We start from the raw sequence: 14,092 nt of genomic DNA, 5'->3' as shown, positions 1-14,092 counted from the left end.
AGGGCGCAGGCCGAAGTTACCGCTGAGTAAAGATGCGGTCAACTGTCTGTAGCAGATGGTTGGGCGGCATTTGCCAAAAGCGGCCAAAGTGAAAAACCGCTGCGGTTTTCCACCGCTCAGGGCTGAACGCAGGGCGCGGTGGCGGCCGGGCCGTCGTCCGTCCGGGCCACCCGGGCGACGCGGCTCGCCTCTCCGGGGCCGAGGAACGGCGCGGTCGCCGCGTACGTGAGCGCCGGCAGCAGCAGCGGCAGCTCGTCGGCCCGCCCCTGCGCCACCCGCTCCCGGATGGTGGCGTGTATGCCGCCGACCACTGTGGACAGCAGTGCCTCCCGGTCCACCTCGGCGGGTGCCGGCCCGGCGTCGGCGAAGAACCGGCGGAAGCTGTGCAGCAGCGCGTCGCGCTCCCGGCGGGCGTCCGGGCCGGCCGCGTCCACCTCGACGAGCGCCATCCGGGCGAAGGCGGGCACGCTCGCCAGCACGTCGAGCAGCGTGCGCAGCGCTGCCCGGGCGGCCTGCGGCCAGTCCGGTCCCGCGTCGCGGTAGGCGTCCTCCATCAGGTGCGAGACCACAGCGATCCCGTGCCGGTACGCGGCCAGGAACGCGTCCTGCTTGCCGTTGAACAGCGCGTAGAAGGCGGGCCGGGTGACCCCGGCGGCGTGGCAGATGTCGCTGACCCGCGCGTTGTCGTACCCCCGGGTGGCGACCTCCCGGACCAGCCCGTCGAAGAGGCGGTCGCGCTGGGTCGCCGCCACCTCCTCGGCCGGCACGCGGCGCGGACCGCGCTTGATGGCGCGATCCGGGTCGCGGCCGTGGCGGGCGCCCGGCAGTGGCGCGGGCGCCGGCGGCGGCGGGCTCGGCACTGTCACTCATCGACCTTTCTTGATTCGTTGACTTTACGACCCTCCGAGGTTTATAACTTTCGACACGCTCAGTTTACGCCTCGTCACCGCTGGTGATCACTTCTCGTCGGTCACCCCGTACGCGTCGAAGGAGGGCCGGATGGCTGCCATTATCGCCGCGCGGACCCGTCCCCCCAAGGCCGGAGAGACCCAGGTGACGCGGCGACGCCGCACTGCGCCACGCCGCCCGGCCCGCTGAGGCCGCGACGGCGCACCACCACCATCGGCGGCCCGATCCCGGCCGCCGCATCCCACCGGCTCCGTCCAATCGGGACGCCGCCGGCACCTGTCCCACCGCCGGAAGGAACAACCATGCCCAGGTACGGACGCATCGGCGCGGGCCTCGCGGCCCTGACGCTGCTGACCGGTCTGGTCGGCGCCGCTCCCGCCACCGCCGCCCCCGCCACCTCGCTCGCCAGTGCCGTGCTGACCTACCCGACCGTCGGCGGCACCGCCGTGTCGGTGGGCGACGTCATCCAGGCCAGCCTGCGCAGCGGTACGAACGCCACGTTCTACTCCTCGACCAGCGGCACCACCGGCATCAAGTGCGCCGCGTCCACCTTCAGCGCCAAGGTGCTGACCAACCCGACCGCACCCGGCACCGCGACCGAGAGCCTCACCGCACAGTCGTTCACCAGCTGCACGACAAACGTCATCGGCACCACCGGCGTAAAGAGCGTGACCGTCAACAACCTGCCGTACACCACCTCGGTGACCAGCGCCGGCGTGGTCAAGATCTCCGGGACGGCGGCGGCGCCGATCCAGAGCACCGTCGTGCTCAACTCGCTGCTCGGCGCGATCACCTGCGTCTACCGCACCAGCACGAACTCGCTCACCGGCACGGCGTCGAACGCCACCAACTCGATCAGCTTCACCAACCAGCCCCTGACCAAGTTCTCCGGCCCGTCGCTGTGCTTCGGCACCGCGTACTTCACCGCGTCGTACTCGCCGGTGAAGGACACCAGCAAGACCGGCAGCCCGGCGGTCTACGTCAACTGACACCCGGCTCCCGGGCCGGTGCGCGGCGGATTCGCCGGGCACCGGCCCATGAGCCGGTCAGCCGGTGGCCAGCGTCGCGTGCAGCGCTCGCATCGACCGCAGCGCCGACCGGATCTCCTGGAGGTAGCGGCCCGGCGTCAGGGCCGGCTCCGGCAGGTCGACGACGGCGCGTGCGGCCGGATCCACCCCGACGGTCTCGACGCCGCAGCCGTACGGCACGGCGAGCGTCCGCAGCGCGTCGCAGTGCTGGAACGGCACGTAGATCGGGGCGGTCACCATCAGCACCGGGTCGTCCGCGCGCAGCCGCACGTGCTCGGCCCAGAACCGTTGCGTGTCGGCGGTGTGCGCGCGACGGCGGTCCGGCTCGCTGGACGGCGCGGCGAGCACCCGTACCGGGGGCGACCCGGCCGGCCGGTAGGTGCGCGAGGACCAGGCCCGGTGCGGATGACCGCCCGGCTCGCCACGCTCGTCGTCCGGCCCGGTCACGCCGAACGCCAGCCGCACACCGGCGTCGAGGACGTCCACCTCGGTGGCACAGCCGGACAGCCCGGCGGCGTCCAGCGTGTGGGACTCGGCCGCCGACAGCGGCCGGAAACTGCCCAGCACCGCCACCTCGCCGGACACCTCGGCCACCGTCCGGGCCAGCACCGCCGCGTACGCGGTGCGCCGCAGGCAGGCGTGCGCCAGCCCGCCGAGCACCAACAGGTGCGCGTACCCGGATCGGGCCGGCGCGACCGAGCGGACCAGGCCCAGCGATTCGGCGGCGCTCAGCACCAGTGCGGCGGTGGCCGGATCGAACGCCGGCTCCCGGGCGTCCGGGCGTTCCCGGCCCTGGCGGAAGTCCCAGCGGCGGGCGGAGAACGCGTCCAACCCGGCCAGCACCGCCGCCAGATCACCGCCGGGCCAGTCGCCGCCGAAGTGCGACACCAGACGCCGCACCGGCGCCGACTCCACCCAGGACCGGACCTCGGCCAGCAGATGCGCGCGCGTCGCGCCGCCCGGCAGTGTCACCTGATCCGTACGCACCCGGCGGATGCTACCGCCGGACCGCTCCCGCACCGGCCGGGACGCGGATCGGACGGGCCTCCCGTCCGTCGCCTGTTGTCCCGGCCCCGGTGGTGGTGGGAACGTGCGGGGATCCACCTCCGCTGAAGGGTGCGCCGATGACCTCCGACGACCTGCTGGCCCGGCACCGCGCCGTGCTCCCGTCCTGGATGCCGCTCTACTACGCCGAACCGCTGGAACTGGTGGCCGGTTCCGGCCGCCGGGTCACCGACGCGGCCGGCCGGACCTATCTGGACTTCTTCGGCGGGGTGCTGACCACCATGGTCGGTCACGACATCCCGGAGATCCGGGAGGCGGTCGAACGGCAGCTGCGGACCGGGCTCGTGCACACCTCCACGCTCTACCTGATCCGGCAGCAGGTCGAGCTGGCCGAGAAGATCGCCCGGCTCTCCGGCATCCCGGACGCCCGCGTCTTCTTCACCAACTCGGGCACCGAGGCGAACGAGGCGGCGCTGCTCGTGGCCACGAACCACCGGCGCTCGCACCAGATCCTCGCGGTGCGCAACAGCTACCACGGCCGGACGTACGCGACAATGGGCGTCACCGGCAACCGCGGCTGGTCGGCCAGCGCCCTGAACCCGTTGCAGGTGGCCTGGCTGCACTCCGGTGAACGGCTGCGCGGGCTGCTGGCCCGGCTCGACGCCGCCGACCGGGTCGACGCGGCGGTCGAGGACCTGCGCGAGGTGCTCGCCACCCAGACCACTGGCGACGTGGCCTGCCTGATCGCCGAGCCGGTCCAGGGCGTGGGCGGCTTCGTGCACGGCCCGGACGGGCTGTTCGCCGCCTGGAAGAAGGTGCTCGACGAGCACGGCATCCTGCTGATCAGCGACGAGGTGCAGACCGGGTGGGGCCGTACCGGCGAGCACTTCTGGGGCTACCAGGCACACGGCGTGACGCCGGACCTGCTCACCTTCGCCAAGGGCGTCGGCAACGGCTTCGCGCTGGCCGGTGTGGTCGGTCGCGCCGAGGTGCTGGAGTCGGTGCCGGCGATCAGCTTCTCCACCTTCGGCGGCAACCCCGTCTCCACCGCCGCCGGCAACGCGGTGCTGGACTACCTGCTCGACCACGATCTCCAAGGCAACGCCGCCCGCGTCGGCGCGATCCTCGGCGACGGCCTGCGCGCGGCCACCGCCGGACTGGCCCAGGTCGCCGAGGTACGCGGCAAGGGGCTGATGCTCGCCGTCGAGTTCGTCCACCCGGGCACCGTCGAGCCGGACCCGGCGCTGACCACAAGCGTCTTCGAGGCGTGCCGCGCGGGCGGCCTGCTGGTGGGCAAGGGCGGCCTCTACGGCAACGTGATCCGGATGGGCCCGCCGCTGACGCTCACCGAGGACGAGGCCCGGGAGGGCCTGGCGATCCTGGTCGACGCGATCAGCGCCGCGATCGGGGCGTGAGCGTCAACCCGGCCGGCGCCGGCCCGCCCGCCCCGACCTGAGCAGCCGCAGCAGACCCGCCCCGGCCAGGTACGCCACGAGCGCCGGGGCGGGCAGGCCCAGCGGCTCCTGGGCGGCCTTGGGCACGAGGCTGTTCAGCAGCAGACCGGCCAGCACGCCCGCGTACCCGGCCACGGCCAGGGTGGCCCGCAGCCGCCGGCCATTCGCCCCGGCCGGCCCGGTCGGGGCCGGGCGGCGGGTGCGGGCCTCGACCGGCCCGAAGACGGCGACCAGCACGGCCAGCACCGCGGTGAGCGCGAGCAGCCACGGCACGCGCCACGCCCACCAGGCCGCCGAGCCGACCGGGGGAGTGGGCAGCACGCCGAGCGCGTCCAGCAGGCCGACGAGGAGCACCGCGGCGGTCAGGTGCCAGAGGAAGAGGGTGAGCACCACGGCGTTCACCGCGAGTACCGCCTGCCACGGGCCGGACCGGCGCAGCCAGCGCCCGGCCGGGCCGCGCAGCAGCAGGATCAGGCCGAGCTGTGCGGCGGCGGTGGCCATCAGCGCCAGGCTCGGCGGCGCCGCGTTGTCCAGCCGCTCGCCCGGCACGTGCAGCATCGCCACCGGGTACGGCCCGAGCACCGTGAGCAGCAGCAGCGCGACAAGACCGCCGCCGAGCAGGACCGCGCCCGAGCGGCGGGACAGCGGCAGCCGGCGGCGGAACAGGCCCCGGGTTCCGCCGCCGGTCCGGCGGGTGTCCGCCCGGGCGGCGTCGTACCAGGCGAAACCGAGCTGGTGGACGACCAGCCAGCCGAACAGGTAGTTGCCGTCGGCGAGCGCGGCCGGGCCGAGGAGCCGGCCGAGGTCGCCGAGCGCGACGAGGACCACGAGCGCCACCGGCACGGCGAGCCCGAACCGGCGGTGCAGCGCGTACATCGGCGGGGTCAGCGCCACCACCGCGACGTAGGCGACCAGGAACCACAGCGGGATGGTGGCGAACCAGACCACCGCGCGCACCTGCGCCGGGTCGGCGCCGCGCAGCGTGGCGACTCCCGCCCCGGCGGCCAGGACGAGCAGCAACACGGTGGTCGGCCGGACCAGCCGGGCGCTGCGGTCCACCAGCCACCCGGCCGCCGACCCGCCCCGGCGCCGGCGCGCGGCCAGCGAGGCGGCATTGGCGTAGCCGCCGACCAGGAAGAACACCGGCATCACCTGGGCCACCCAGGTCAGCGGCCAGGCCCAGCGCAGGTCGCCCAGCGCGGAGTGGCCGGCGGGGCGGCCGTGGTCGTACCCGATTACTGTCACGCCCCAGTGGCCGAGCACGACCATGGTGATGGCGAGCGCCCGGAGCAGGTCGATGTAGCGCTCCCGCCCCGGCGGCGTGCGTTGCGCGAGCTGCCGCAGGCGGCGCATGGGCTCAGGTTAGGCCAGCCGGCCCAGACCGGTACGGATAACGGATCGGTCGAGAGGGCTTGTGGTCCCCGCCGCACTGTCGTAGAAATTCTTCATTGCAAATGCGTCTTGTGAAGACAAGCGACAGGGTGCTCACCGCGCGTACCCGGACCGAGGAGATGCGATGAACAGGCGTGAGATCCTACGGCGCAGCGCCGCCGCCGGTCTGCTGGCCACCCCCGCCGCCGGCCTGCTCGCCGGCTGCGCCACCTCCGGTGGCGACGACAAGGGCGACGGCGGCGCGTACAAGGGCACCAAGAGCGAGCAGAACCCGCTCGGCGTCGCCGAGGACGCCCCGCTGGAGGTGGTGATCTTCAACGGTGGCTTCGGCGAGGACTACGCCAAGGCCCACGAGGCCATGTACAAGGAGCGGTACCCGAAGGCGCAGATCAAGCACTCGGCCACCGCGGAGATCAGCAAGACCCTCCAGCCCCGCTTCGTCGACGGCAGCCCGCCCGACGTGGTGAACAACTCCGGCGCCGGCCAGATCGACTTCAACGGCCTGGTCTCCCAGAACGCGCTCGCCGACCTGGGCGAGCTGCTCGCCGCGCCGAGCCTCGACACGCCCGGCAAGACGGTCAAGGACACGCTGCTGCCCGGCACCGTCGAGGTCGGCTCCTACGACGGCCGGTTCCTGGTGCTCAACTACACCTACACGGTGTACGGCATCTGGCACTCCACCAAGCTGTTCGCCGACCGCGGCTGGGAGGACGCCAAGACCTGGGACGACCACATCGCGCTCTGCCGCCGGATCAAGGCCGCGGGCATCGCCCCCTGGACGTACGCCGGAGTGCACCCCCGCTACATGAGCTGGCCGCTGATCTCCACCGCGATCAAGCTCGGCGGGCCGTCTGTGGCGCTGGCCATCGACAACCTGGAGCCGAACGCCTGGAAGTCGGACGCCATGAAGACCGCCGCCGACGCCTGGCACCAGATCGTCAAGGACAAGTTCATCCTCGACGGCTCCCCGGGCCTGGACCACAAGCAGTCGCAGACCGCCTGGTGCCAGGGCAAGGCCGCGTTCATCTCCTGCGGCTCCTGGCTGGAGAGCGAGCAGAAGGACGTCACGCCGCCCGGCTTCAACATGACAGTCGCGCCGACGCCGAGCCTGGGCAGCGGCGACAAGCTGCCGTACGAGGCGATCCGGGGCACCGCGGGCGAGCCGTTCATGGTGCCGGCGAAAGCGCGCAACGTCGCCGGTGGCCTGGAGTACTTCCGGACCATGCTCTCCCGCAAGGGCGCACAGGACTTCACCAAGAAGGTCGCCAGCCTGCCGGTGGTCGCCGGCGCCACCGAGGGCATCGACCTGCCGTACGGGCTCAGCACCGTGGTCAAGGCGCTCGACGCGTCCGGGTCCAACGGCTTCAACTGGGTCTACAACAACTACTACCGGAAGCTGGAGCGCAACCTGGTCGACGCGGCCTGTGGTGAGTTCTTCAGCGGCCGGATCTCCCCGGCCGAGTTCCTCGACCAGTGCCAGAAGGGCGCCGACTCGATCGCGCAGGACAGCTCGGTCAAGAAGTACAAGCGGTCGGCGTGATGCGACAGGGCCGCTACCCCCTGATCCTCACGTTCCTGCTTCCCCCGCTGGCGTTGTACGGCATCTTCGTGCTCTCGCCGTACCTCCAGGCCTTTCAGATCTCCACCACCGACTGGATGGGCTACTCCGCGCAGGCCGACCCGGTCGGCCTGGCGAACTTCCGCACGCTGCTGAACGACGGGTACGTGTGGAACGCGTTGAAGAACAACGCGATCCTGCTCGCCGTGGTGCCGGTGGTGACCATCGCGCTGGGCCTGTTCTTCGCCAGCATGCTCACCATGGGCGGACGCAAGGGCCGGGCCGGGGTGACCGGGGTGCGGGGCACCTCGGTCTACCGGCTCGTCTACTTCTTCCCGCAGGTGCTCTCGGTGGTGATCATCGCGCTGCTCTGGAAGGAGATCTACAGCCCGACCAGTGGCCTGCTCAACGGCGCCCTGCGCGCCGTCGGGCTGGCCACGCCGGCCTGGCTCGGCGACCCGCGTTTCGCGTTCTGGTGCGTGCTGGCCGTGATGGTGTGGAGCAACGTCGGCTTCTACGTGGTGCTCTTCGGCGCCGCCATGCAGGCGATCCCGCGCGACATCTACGAGGCGGTGCTGCTCGACGGCGCGTCCCGCACCACGATGCTGCGGAAGATCACCATTCCGCTGCTCTGGGACACCATCCAGGTCGCCTGGATCTACCTGGCCATCGCGGCGCTGGACGGTTTCATCCTGGTCCAGCTCATGACGAACGGCGGGCCGAACTTCTCCTCCGACGTGATCGGGCTGCGGATGTACGACACCTCGTTCGGCAGCGAGAACAAGTTCGGGTACGCGTCGGCGATCGGCGTGGCGATGTTCTTCCTGACCCTCTCGGTGGCGGTGCTGGCGCTGCGCACCGCCCGGCGTGATCGGATCGAGTACTCGTGACCACAGTGGATCCCGGTACGACGACCGCCGGTGCTCCCGTCCCGGCCGGCGCCGCACGACCGGGCGACCGGCCGCCGCGCCGCGAGCTGGGCGTGGCGAACGTCTTCTCGCACGGCTTCCTGCTGCTCTGGGCGGCGATGACGGTCCTGCCGCTGGCCTGGATGGTGCTCAGCTCGCTCAAGACCAACGGCGAGATCGTCGCCGAGCCGTGGGGCCTGCCGGAGGCGCTGCGGTTCGACAACTGGACGCGTGCCTGGACCACCGCCCACATCGGCCGGTTCTTCTTCAACAGCCTGGTCGTGGTGGCCGGCTCGCTGAGCCTGACCATGCTGCTCGGCGCCACCGCCGCGTACGTCTTCGCGCGCTACGAGTTCCGCGGCCGGCAGGTGGTCTACTACCTGTTCGTCGGCGGCATGATGTTCCCGGTCTTCCTGGCCCTGGTCCCGCTGTTCTTCGTGGTCCGCAGCGTCGGCATGCTCGGCACCTGGCCCGGCCTGATCCTGGTCTACACCGCGTACTCGCTGCCGTTCACCGTGTTCTTCCTGACCGCGTTCTTCCGGACGCTGCCGACGTCGGTGGCGGAGGCCGCGCTGATCGACGGGTGCGGGCACTTCCGGCTCTTCTTCCGGGTGATGCTGCCGATGGCGCGACCGGGATTGATCAGTGTGGGGATCTTCAACTTCCTCAGCCACTGGAACCAGTTCCTGCTGCCCCAGGTGCTGCTGCCCGGCGACGGGCAGGACCGGATGCTCGCCCAGGGGCTGAGTTCGCTCGCGGTCAGCCAGGGCTACGCCGGTGACTACGCCCAGTTGTTCGCCGGCCTGACCATCGCGGTGCTGCCGGTGCTCGTGGTGTACGTGGCGTTCCAGCGTCAGGTCCAGTCCGGACTGACCGCCGGGCAGCTCAAGTGAGGTGGTTGCCACAGGCAACGGGGCAGTGGGAGAGATCGAGCTGACCTAGGGTGAGCCGGCACGCTCGTCTATCGACAGGAATATCATGTTCTTCCTCCTCTACACGCTGTTGCTGATGCTCGGCGGCATCGCGATGGTCGTCGTCGGCGCGGTGGTCAAGGAACAGGGGACCGGCTCCCGGATCCTCAACGTGGTCATCGGCCTGGCCTTCTTCGGGTACGGCTTCTACCTGCTCTTCCTCTTCGACGGCGACAGCTACCGGATCTTCTTCTACGTCTTCGTGCTGCCGATCCTGCTGATCGTGCGCGCGGTGAAGGCGCGCAAGGATGCTCGCGAACAGGCCGCCGCACAGCAGTTCGCCGGTGGGCAGCAGTTCGCCGGCGCGCCGCAGCAGCCGGGCACGTACCCGGCGGCGGGGCACGGTCAGCCCGGCCCGGCGTTCGGGCCCGCCCACGGCCAGCCGGCACCGTACGGCGCCGCGCCGCAGGGGCAGCCGGCGCCGTACGGCGCGCCGCAGGGACAGGCCGCGCAGTACGGCGCGCCGCAGGGGCACCCCGGTCAGGTGCCGCAGCAGCGTGCGGCGTACCCGCCGCATCCGGGGCAGCAGGCTCCGCAGGGCTGGCACCCGGGGCAGCCGGGCAATCCGAACGCCTGAGCATGCGACGCGGGCCGGCCGGGTCGAGCCGGCCGGCCCGCGTGCCGCTTGACCGGTAGGAAATCTCCTACCTATTCTGGCGGCATGTCCGTCACCCACGTGCAGATCCTCTCGGTGCCCGTCAGCGACCAGGACCGGGCGCGTGACTTCTACGTCGACGTTCTCGGTCTCGACCTGGTCCGGGACAATCCGATGCCCGCCGGTCGCTGGGTCCAGGTGGCCCCCGCGGGCGCCACGACCACGCTCACGCTTGTCACCTGGTTCGACAGCATGCCGGCCGGTTCGCTGCGCGGGCTGGTGCTGGAGACCGACGACCTCGACGCGGACGTGGCCCGGCTGCGCGAGCGGGGCGTGGCGTTCGCCGAGGACGGCGTCCAGGTCGCGCCCTGGGGGCGCTACGTCACCTTCGCCGACCCGGACGGCAACGGGCTCGTCCTGCAGGAGACGCATGTCTGAGCCGGACGTGTTCACGGCGCTGGCCAACCCGACCCGGCGGGAACTGCTGCGGCTGCTCCGCGACGAGGGGGAGCAGCCGGTGCGGCGGCTCGCCGACCGCTTCGAGATGCGTCGTCCCAGCCTGTCGGAGCACCTGCGGGTGCTCAAGGACGCCGGGCTGGTGACCGAGCAGCCCGTCGGGCGGCAGCGGGTCTACGCGCTGCGCCCGGAGCCGCTTCGGGAGCTGGCCGACTGGCTCACCCCGTACGAGCGGTTCTGGCGGCAGCGGCTGGCGAGCCTGGGCGACGTGCTGGACACGATGCCGGATGAGTGAGCCGACCCGCATCGCGGTGGACCGGTTCCTGCCTCACCCGCCGGCCAAGGTGTGGCGTGCGCTGACCGATTCCGATCTGATCGAACGCTGGCTCATGCCGAACGACTTCCGGCCCGTGCCCGGGCACCGGTTCACGCTCCGGACCGAGCCGCGACCCGGCCGGCGGTTCGACGGGCTGGTCCACTGTGAGGTGCTGGAACTGGACGAGCCGCGCCGGATGCGGTGGGCCTGGCGTGGCGGCACGCTCGACACCGTGGTCACCTGGACGCTGGTGCCCGAGGGGCGGGGCACCCGCCTGTTCCTGGAGCACGCCGGGTTCGACCCGGACGACCCGCTTCAGCGCCGCACCTTCACGGTCCTCGACGGCGGCTGGCGTACCCGGGTCTGGACGCGCCTCGCCGGCACCCTGGCCGCGCTGCCCTGACCCTTCGCGTGGGTGCTCGCGGTCGCCTGTCGAGCTGAGCGCGGAAGCGACCGAACCCGCAGGACGGCGCGGCAGATGTCCTGAGTCGTCGTCACTCTCCGCTCGGCAGGAAGCCCGACGCCGCGCACCGCCCGCCGGACGACAACTCGCCCGAGGCCGTCCGCGGCAGCCACGGGGCGGTCCGGCGGCGGCAGGCGGCAGGGCGAGCCAGGCGGGTCAGGGGCGTGCCGGGCGGGTCAGGCGGGTGGGGGGACCAGGCGGGCGTGCAGTGCCACCGGGTCGGCGACCTCGGGCAGGTCGCGGGCGGCCAGCCAGGCCGCGGCGGCGGCACCGTCCCCGGCGCCGTGCAGCGGTGCGCCGGGCCAGCGTGCGGCCAGTTCCGCGCGTACCGCGCCGGCCAGCGGCGTGTCGCCGGTGAGCAGTCCGCCGCCGAGCACCACGGCGTCGGTCGCGCCGGGTGGGCGGATACGGGACACGCTCTCCGCCAGCAGTGCCGCCGCCTCGGCGATCAGTGCGACGGCGGTCGGCTCCCCGTCGCGGGCCGACGACACCACGAGCGGCGCGAGCCGGGCGAGCTCCACCGGCGGTCGCCGGGTGACCGCCTGCACGACGGCTGCGGCGGTGGCGCGGGGCGCGTCGTCCACCTCGGTCGTGCCGGTCAGCTCCGCCAGCACCCGGCGGCCCAGGTCACCGGGCGGTTCGGCACGATCCAGGTCGGCCAGCAGCCGCCGGACCGCCTCACGGCCGAGCCAGAACCCGGAGCCGGCGTCGCCGAGCAGCCAGCCGTGGCCGTCGGCGGTGCGGTCCAGCCGCAGGTCGCGTACCTGGGCGGCGATCGCGCCGGTGCCGGCGACGAGCACCGTTCCGTCCGGCGCGGCGGTGCCGGAGGCGTAGGCGACGAGCGCGTCGCCGTGCACCGCGTACGGGCATCGCAGCCCCGCCTCGGCCCACGCCTGGTCGAACGCGTCCCGGCCGCGCGGGTCGGCCAGGAGGCGGCCGGCCCCGGCGAGGCCGATCACGCCGGCGCGTACCCGAGCCGGGTCGATGTCGGCGAGCGCCGCGCGCAGGGCGGCGAGCAGCTCGGCGGCGGCCCGCTCGGCGCCGTGGCTGGTGGGGTTGCCGCCGCCGGCGCGGCCGGCGCCCAGTCGCGTGCCGTCGAGGCTCAGCGCTGCCGCGCGGGTGGAGGTGCCCCCGACGTCGAGGCCGACCACGACGGTGTCCGACATGGAACTCATGCTGGTCGGCCGCGTCGCCGGACGCAAGATCGCGGCCTCGCGGGAGGTAACAGTTTGAAAACTTCACCCACGCCCTTGACACGGAGGGGCCTTCAGTAAGAACTTTTACCACTAACAGTTAACACTCTTTTCCGAAAGGCTTACGCCGATGGCCGAGCACGAGGTGGAGACTTCCGCGGCGACCGCGGTGGTCGATGCCGGCCCGGCCGACCGGCTGGGCGCCGACGGGGTGCTGGCCAGGGTCCGGGCCGGCACGGGGGAGCTGACCGGGGCGCTGCGCCGGGTCGCCGAGCACGTGCTCAGCGACCCGGAGGCGGCGGCCCGTGCCACCATCGTCGAGCTGGCCGAGCGCAGCGGCACCTCACCGGCGACCATCACCCGGTTCTGCCGGGCGATGGGCTTCGAGGGGTACGCGGACCTGCGGCTCGGCATCGCCGCCGAGACCGGCCGGGCCCGCTCGGCGGGCTGGACCGTCGACATCGGACGCGAGATCCAGCCCGGAGACCCGCTCTCCCGGGTGCTCGACCAGATCATGGCCGCCGACACGCGCGCCATGCACGACACCGCCGCGCTGCTCGACCTGGCCGAGGTGGAACGCGCGGCGCTCGCCATCGCCGCGGCCAGCCGGGTGAACATCTTCGGCGCCAGCGGCAGCGCGCTCGTCGGCGAGGAGATGCAGTTCAGCCTGCACCGCATCGGCGTCGCCGCGTGGGCCTGGAGTGACGTGCACGAGGGACTCGCCAGCGCCGCGCTGCTGGGCGCCGGGGACGTCGCCCTCGGCATCTCGCACACCGGGCAGACCCGGGAGACGATCGAGCTGCTCGCCGAGGCCGGCAGCCGCGGTGCCACCACCGTCGCGCTCACCGGCTTCCCCCGCTCGCCGCTCGCCGAACTGGCCGACATCGTGCTGGTCACCGCCAGCCAGGCGACCACGTTCCGGCCGGACGCGCTCTCCGCCCGGCACCCGCAGCTCGTCGTCCTCGACCTGCTCTACATCGCGGTGGCGCAGCGCACCCACGACCGTGCCCACGCGGCCTTCCGGCGTACCGCCCAGGCCGTCGACGGGCACAAAGCCGCGAAGGGGTCCCTCTCATGATCAGCGCCCAGCGGTACGCCGAGGCGGTCCGCCCGGTCCTCGACCGGCTGGTGGACAGCCAGGCCGTCGCGGTGGACCGGGCGGCCGACCTGATCGCCTCCGGACTGCGCGCCGGCGGCGTCCTCCAGGCGTTCGGCGCCGGCCACTCGGAGGCGTTCGCCGCCGAACTGGTCGCCCGGGCCGGCGGCCTGGTCCCCGCCAACCGGATCTCCCTGCACGACCTCGTGCTGCACGGCGACGCGCCCCGCGACGTGCTCGCCGACCCGAAGCTGGAACGCGACCCGGCCGTGGCGCACCAGCTCTACGCGCTGGCGGCGCCGCAGCCGGAGGACGTGTTCGTGGTCGCCTCGCAGTCCGGCATCAACGGCTCGGTGGTCGAGCTGGCGACGCTCGTCAAGCGCGGCGGCCATCAGTTGATCGCTGTCACCTCGGTCGAGCACACCGCCCGGGTAGCTCCTCGGCACCCCTCCGGGCACCGGCTCGCCGACCTCGCCGACGTCGTGCTGGACAACGGCGCGCCGTACGGCGACGCACTGCTGCCGCTCGAGGGCGGCGGCGCGGTCTGTGCGGTCTCCTCGGTCACCGCGGCGCTGCTGGCGCAGCTGCTGACCGCCGAGGTCGTACGACGGTTCCACCAGGCCGGAGAGGTACCCCCTGTCTACCTCTCCGCCAACGTCCCCGGTGGGGACGAGCACAACCTCGCCCTCGAGTCGCGGTACGCCGGGCGTCTCCGGCGGACCGCCTGACCCGACCCACAAGGAGAGAC

Annotated in this window: 15 protein-coding genes; 11 read left to right on the top strand and 4 right to left on the bottom strand. The window is 72.7% G+C overall.

All coding sequences use genetic code 11. The features are described 5' to 3' along the window. Nucleotides 1-116 precede the first annotated feature (116 nt). On the bottom strand, nucleotides 117-866 hold the full coding sequence (locus AB0B20_RS20655) for a TetR/AcrR family transcriptional regulator (protein WP_357388050.1): 750 nt from the start codon (nucleotides 864-866) through the stop codon (nucleotides 117-119). Nucleotides 867-1,211: 345 nt separating this feature from the next. On the opposite strand from AB0B20_RS20655, the gene AB0B20_RS20650 reads away from it, so the two are divergent. After that, nucleotides 1,212-1,898, top strand: coding sequence for a Tat pathway signal sequence domain protein (locus tag AB0B20_RS20650; RefSeq protein ID WP_357388052.1), 687 nt, complete (start codon nucleotides 1,212-1,214; stop codon nucleotides 1,896-1,898). 57 nt (nucleotides 1,899-1,955) lie between these two features. Here AB0B20_RS20650 and AB0B20_RS20645 read toward each other — a convergent pair whose 3' ends face one another. Continuing rightward, nucleotides 1,956-2,909, bottom strand: coding sequence for a hypothetical protein (locus AB0B20_RS20645; RefSeq protein ID WP_357388135.1), 954 nt, complete (start codon nucleotides 2,907-2,909; stop codon nucleotides 1,956-1,958). Between the two features lie 152 nt (nucleotides 2,910-3,061). Here AB0B20_RS20645 and AB0B20_RS20640 point away from each other — a divergent pair, with 152 nt between their 5' ends. Further along, nucleotides 3,062-4,357 (top strand): aspartate aminotransferase family protein, encoded by a 1,296-nt coding sequence (locus tag AB0B20_RS20640; RefSeq protein WP_357388054.1) that lies wholly within the window; start codon nucleotides 3,062-3,064, stop codon nucleotides 4,355-4,357. Between the two features lie 3 nt (nucleotides 4,358-4,360). Here AB0B20_RS20640 and AB0B20_RS20635 read toward each other — a convergent pair whose 3' ends face one another. Continuing rightward, on the bottom strand, nucleotides 4,361-5,749 hold the full coding sequence (locus AB0B20_RS20635; protein WP_357388056.1) for an acyltransferase: 1,389 nt from the start codon (nucleotides 5,747-5,749) through the stop codon (nucleotides 4,361-4,363). 163 nt (nucleotides 5,750-5,912) lie between these two features. On the opposite strand from AB0B20_RS20635, the gene ngcE reads away from it, so the two are divergent. The 7 genes from ngcE (at nucleotide 5,913) to AB0B20_RS20600 (ending at nucleotide 10,995) form a co-directional block, all read left to right on the top strand. Then, complete coding sequence (ngcE, locus tag AB0B20_RS20630) at nucleotides 5,913-7,328, top strand: N-acetylglucosamine/diacetylchitobiose ABC transporter substrate-binding protein (RefSeq protein WP_357472533.1); 1,416 nt, start codon at nucleotides 5,913-5,915, stop codon at nucleotides 7,326-7,328. Further along, nucleotides 7,328-8,236 carry a sugar ABC transporter permease gene (locus AB0B20_RS20625; protein ID WP_357388137.1) on the top strand — a complete coding sequence of 303 codons (909 nt, stop codon included), beginning with the start codon at nucleotides 7,328-7,330 and terminating at the stop codon, nucleotides 8,234-8,236. Before ngcE ends, AB0B20_RS20625 begins: the two co-directional genes overlap by 1 nt. Continuing rightward, the gene (locus tag AB0B20_RS20620; RefSeq protein WP_357388060.1) at nucleotides 8,233-9,147 is read left to right on the top strand and encodes a carbohydrate ABC transporter permease; all 915 of its coding nucleotides are present in this window, start codon (nucleotides 8,233-8,235) and stop codon (nucleotides 9,145-9,147) included. The genes AB0B20_RS20625 and AB0B20_RS20620 overlap by 4 nt, the downstream gene beginning before the upstream one ends. Nucleotides 9,148-9,232: 85 nt before the next feature. Further along, a complete protein-coding gene (locus tag AB0B20_RS20615; RefSeq protein ID WP_357472530.1) occupies nucleotides 9,233-9,802 on the top strand; it encodes a hypothetical protein in 570 nt (189 codons plus the stop codon). Nucleotides 9,803-9,886: 84 nt separating this feature from the next. After that, nucleotides 9,887-10,258, top strand: a complete 372-nt coding sequence (locus tag AB0B20_RS20610) for a glyoxalase superfamily protein (RefSeq protein ID WP_357388064.1) — start codon at nucleotides 9,887-9,889, stop codon at nucleotides 10,256-10,258. Continuing rightward, nucleotides 10,251-10,571 (top strand): metalloregulator ArsR/SmtB family transcription factor, encoded by a 321-nt coding sequence (locus tag AB0B20_RS20605; RefSeq protein WP_357388066.1) that lies wholly within the window; start codon nucleotides 10,251-10,253, stop codon nucleotides 10,569-10,571. The genes AB0B20_RS20610 and AB0B20_RS20605 overlap by 8 nt, the downstream gene beginning before the upstream one ends. Then, on the top strand, nucleotides 10,564-10,995 hold the full coding sequence (locus tag AB0B20_RS20600; protein WP_357472527.1) for an SRPBCC domain-containing protein: 432 nt from the start codon (nucleotides 10,564-10,566) through the stop codon (nucleotides 10,993-10,995). Before AB0B20_RS20605 ends, AB0B20_RS20600 begins: the two co-directional genes overlap by 8 nt. A gap of 236 nt (nucleotides 10,996-11,231) precedes the next feature. Here AB0B20_RS20600 and AB0B20_RS20595 read toward each other — a convergent pair whose 3' ends face one another. Next, complete coding sequence (locus AB0B20_RS20595; RefSeq protein ID WP_357472523.1) at nucleotides 11,232-12,221, bottom strand: BadF/BadG/BcrA/BcrD ATPase family protein; 990 nt, start codon at nucleotides 12,219-12,221, stop codon at nucleotides 11,232-11,234. Between the two features lie 157 nt (nucleotides 12,222-12,378). Between AB0B20_RS20595 and AB0B20_RS20590 the strand changes: the two genes are divergently transcribed. Further along, on the top strand, nucleotides 12,379-13,326 hold the full coding sequence (locus AB0B20_RS20590; protein WP_357388072.1) for a MurR/RpiR family transcriptional regulator: 948 nt from the start codon (nucleotides 12,379-12,381) through the stop codon (nucleotides 13,324-13,326). After that, on the top strand, nucleotides 13,323-14,072 hold the full coding sequence (locus AB0B20_RS20585; RefSeq protein WP_357388073.1) for an SIS domain-containing protein: 750 nt from the start codon (nucleotides 13,323-13,325) through the stop codon (nucleotides 14,070-14,072). Before AB0B20_RS20590 ends, AB0B20_RS20585 begins: the two co-directional genes overlap by 4 nt. Nucleotides 14,073-14,092 lie beyond the last annotated feature (20 nt).

This window comes from Micromonospora sp. NPDC049151, assembly GCF_040648395.1.
In the GTDB taxonomy this organism is placed as follows: domain Bacteria; phylum Actinomycetota; class Actinomycetes; order Mycobacteriales; family Micromonosporaceae; genus Micromonospora.
This window is presented reverse-complemented; position numbering and strand designations above follow the sequence as displayed.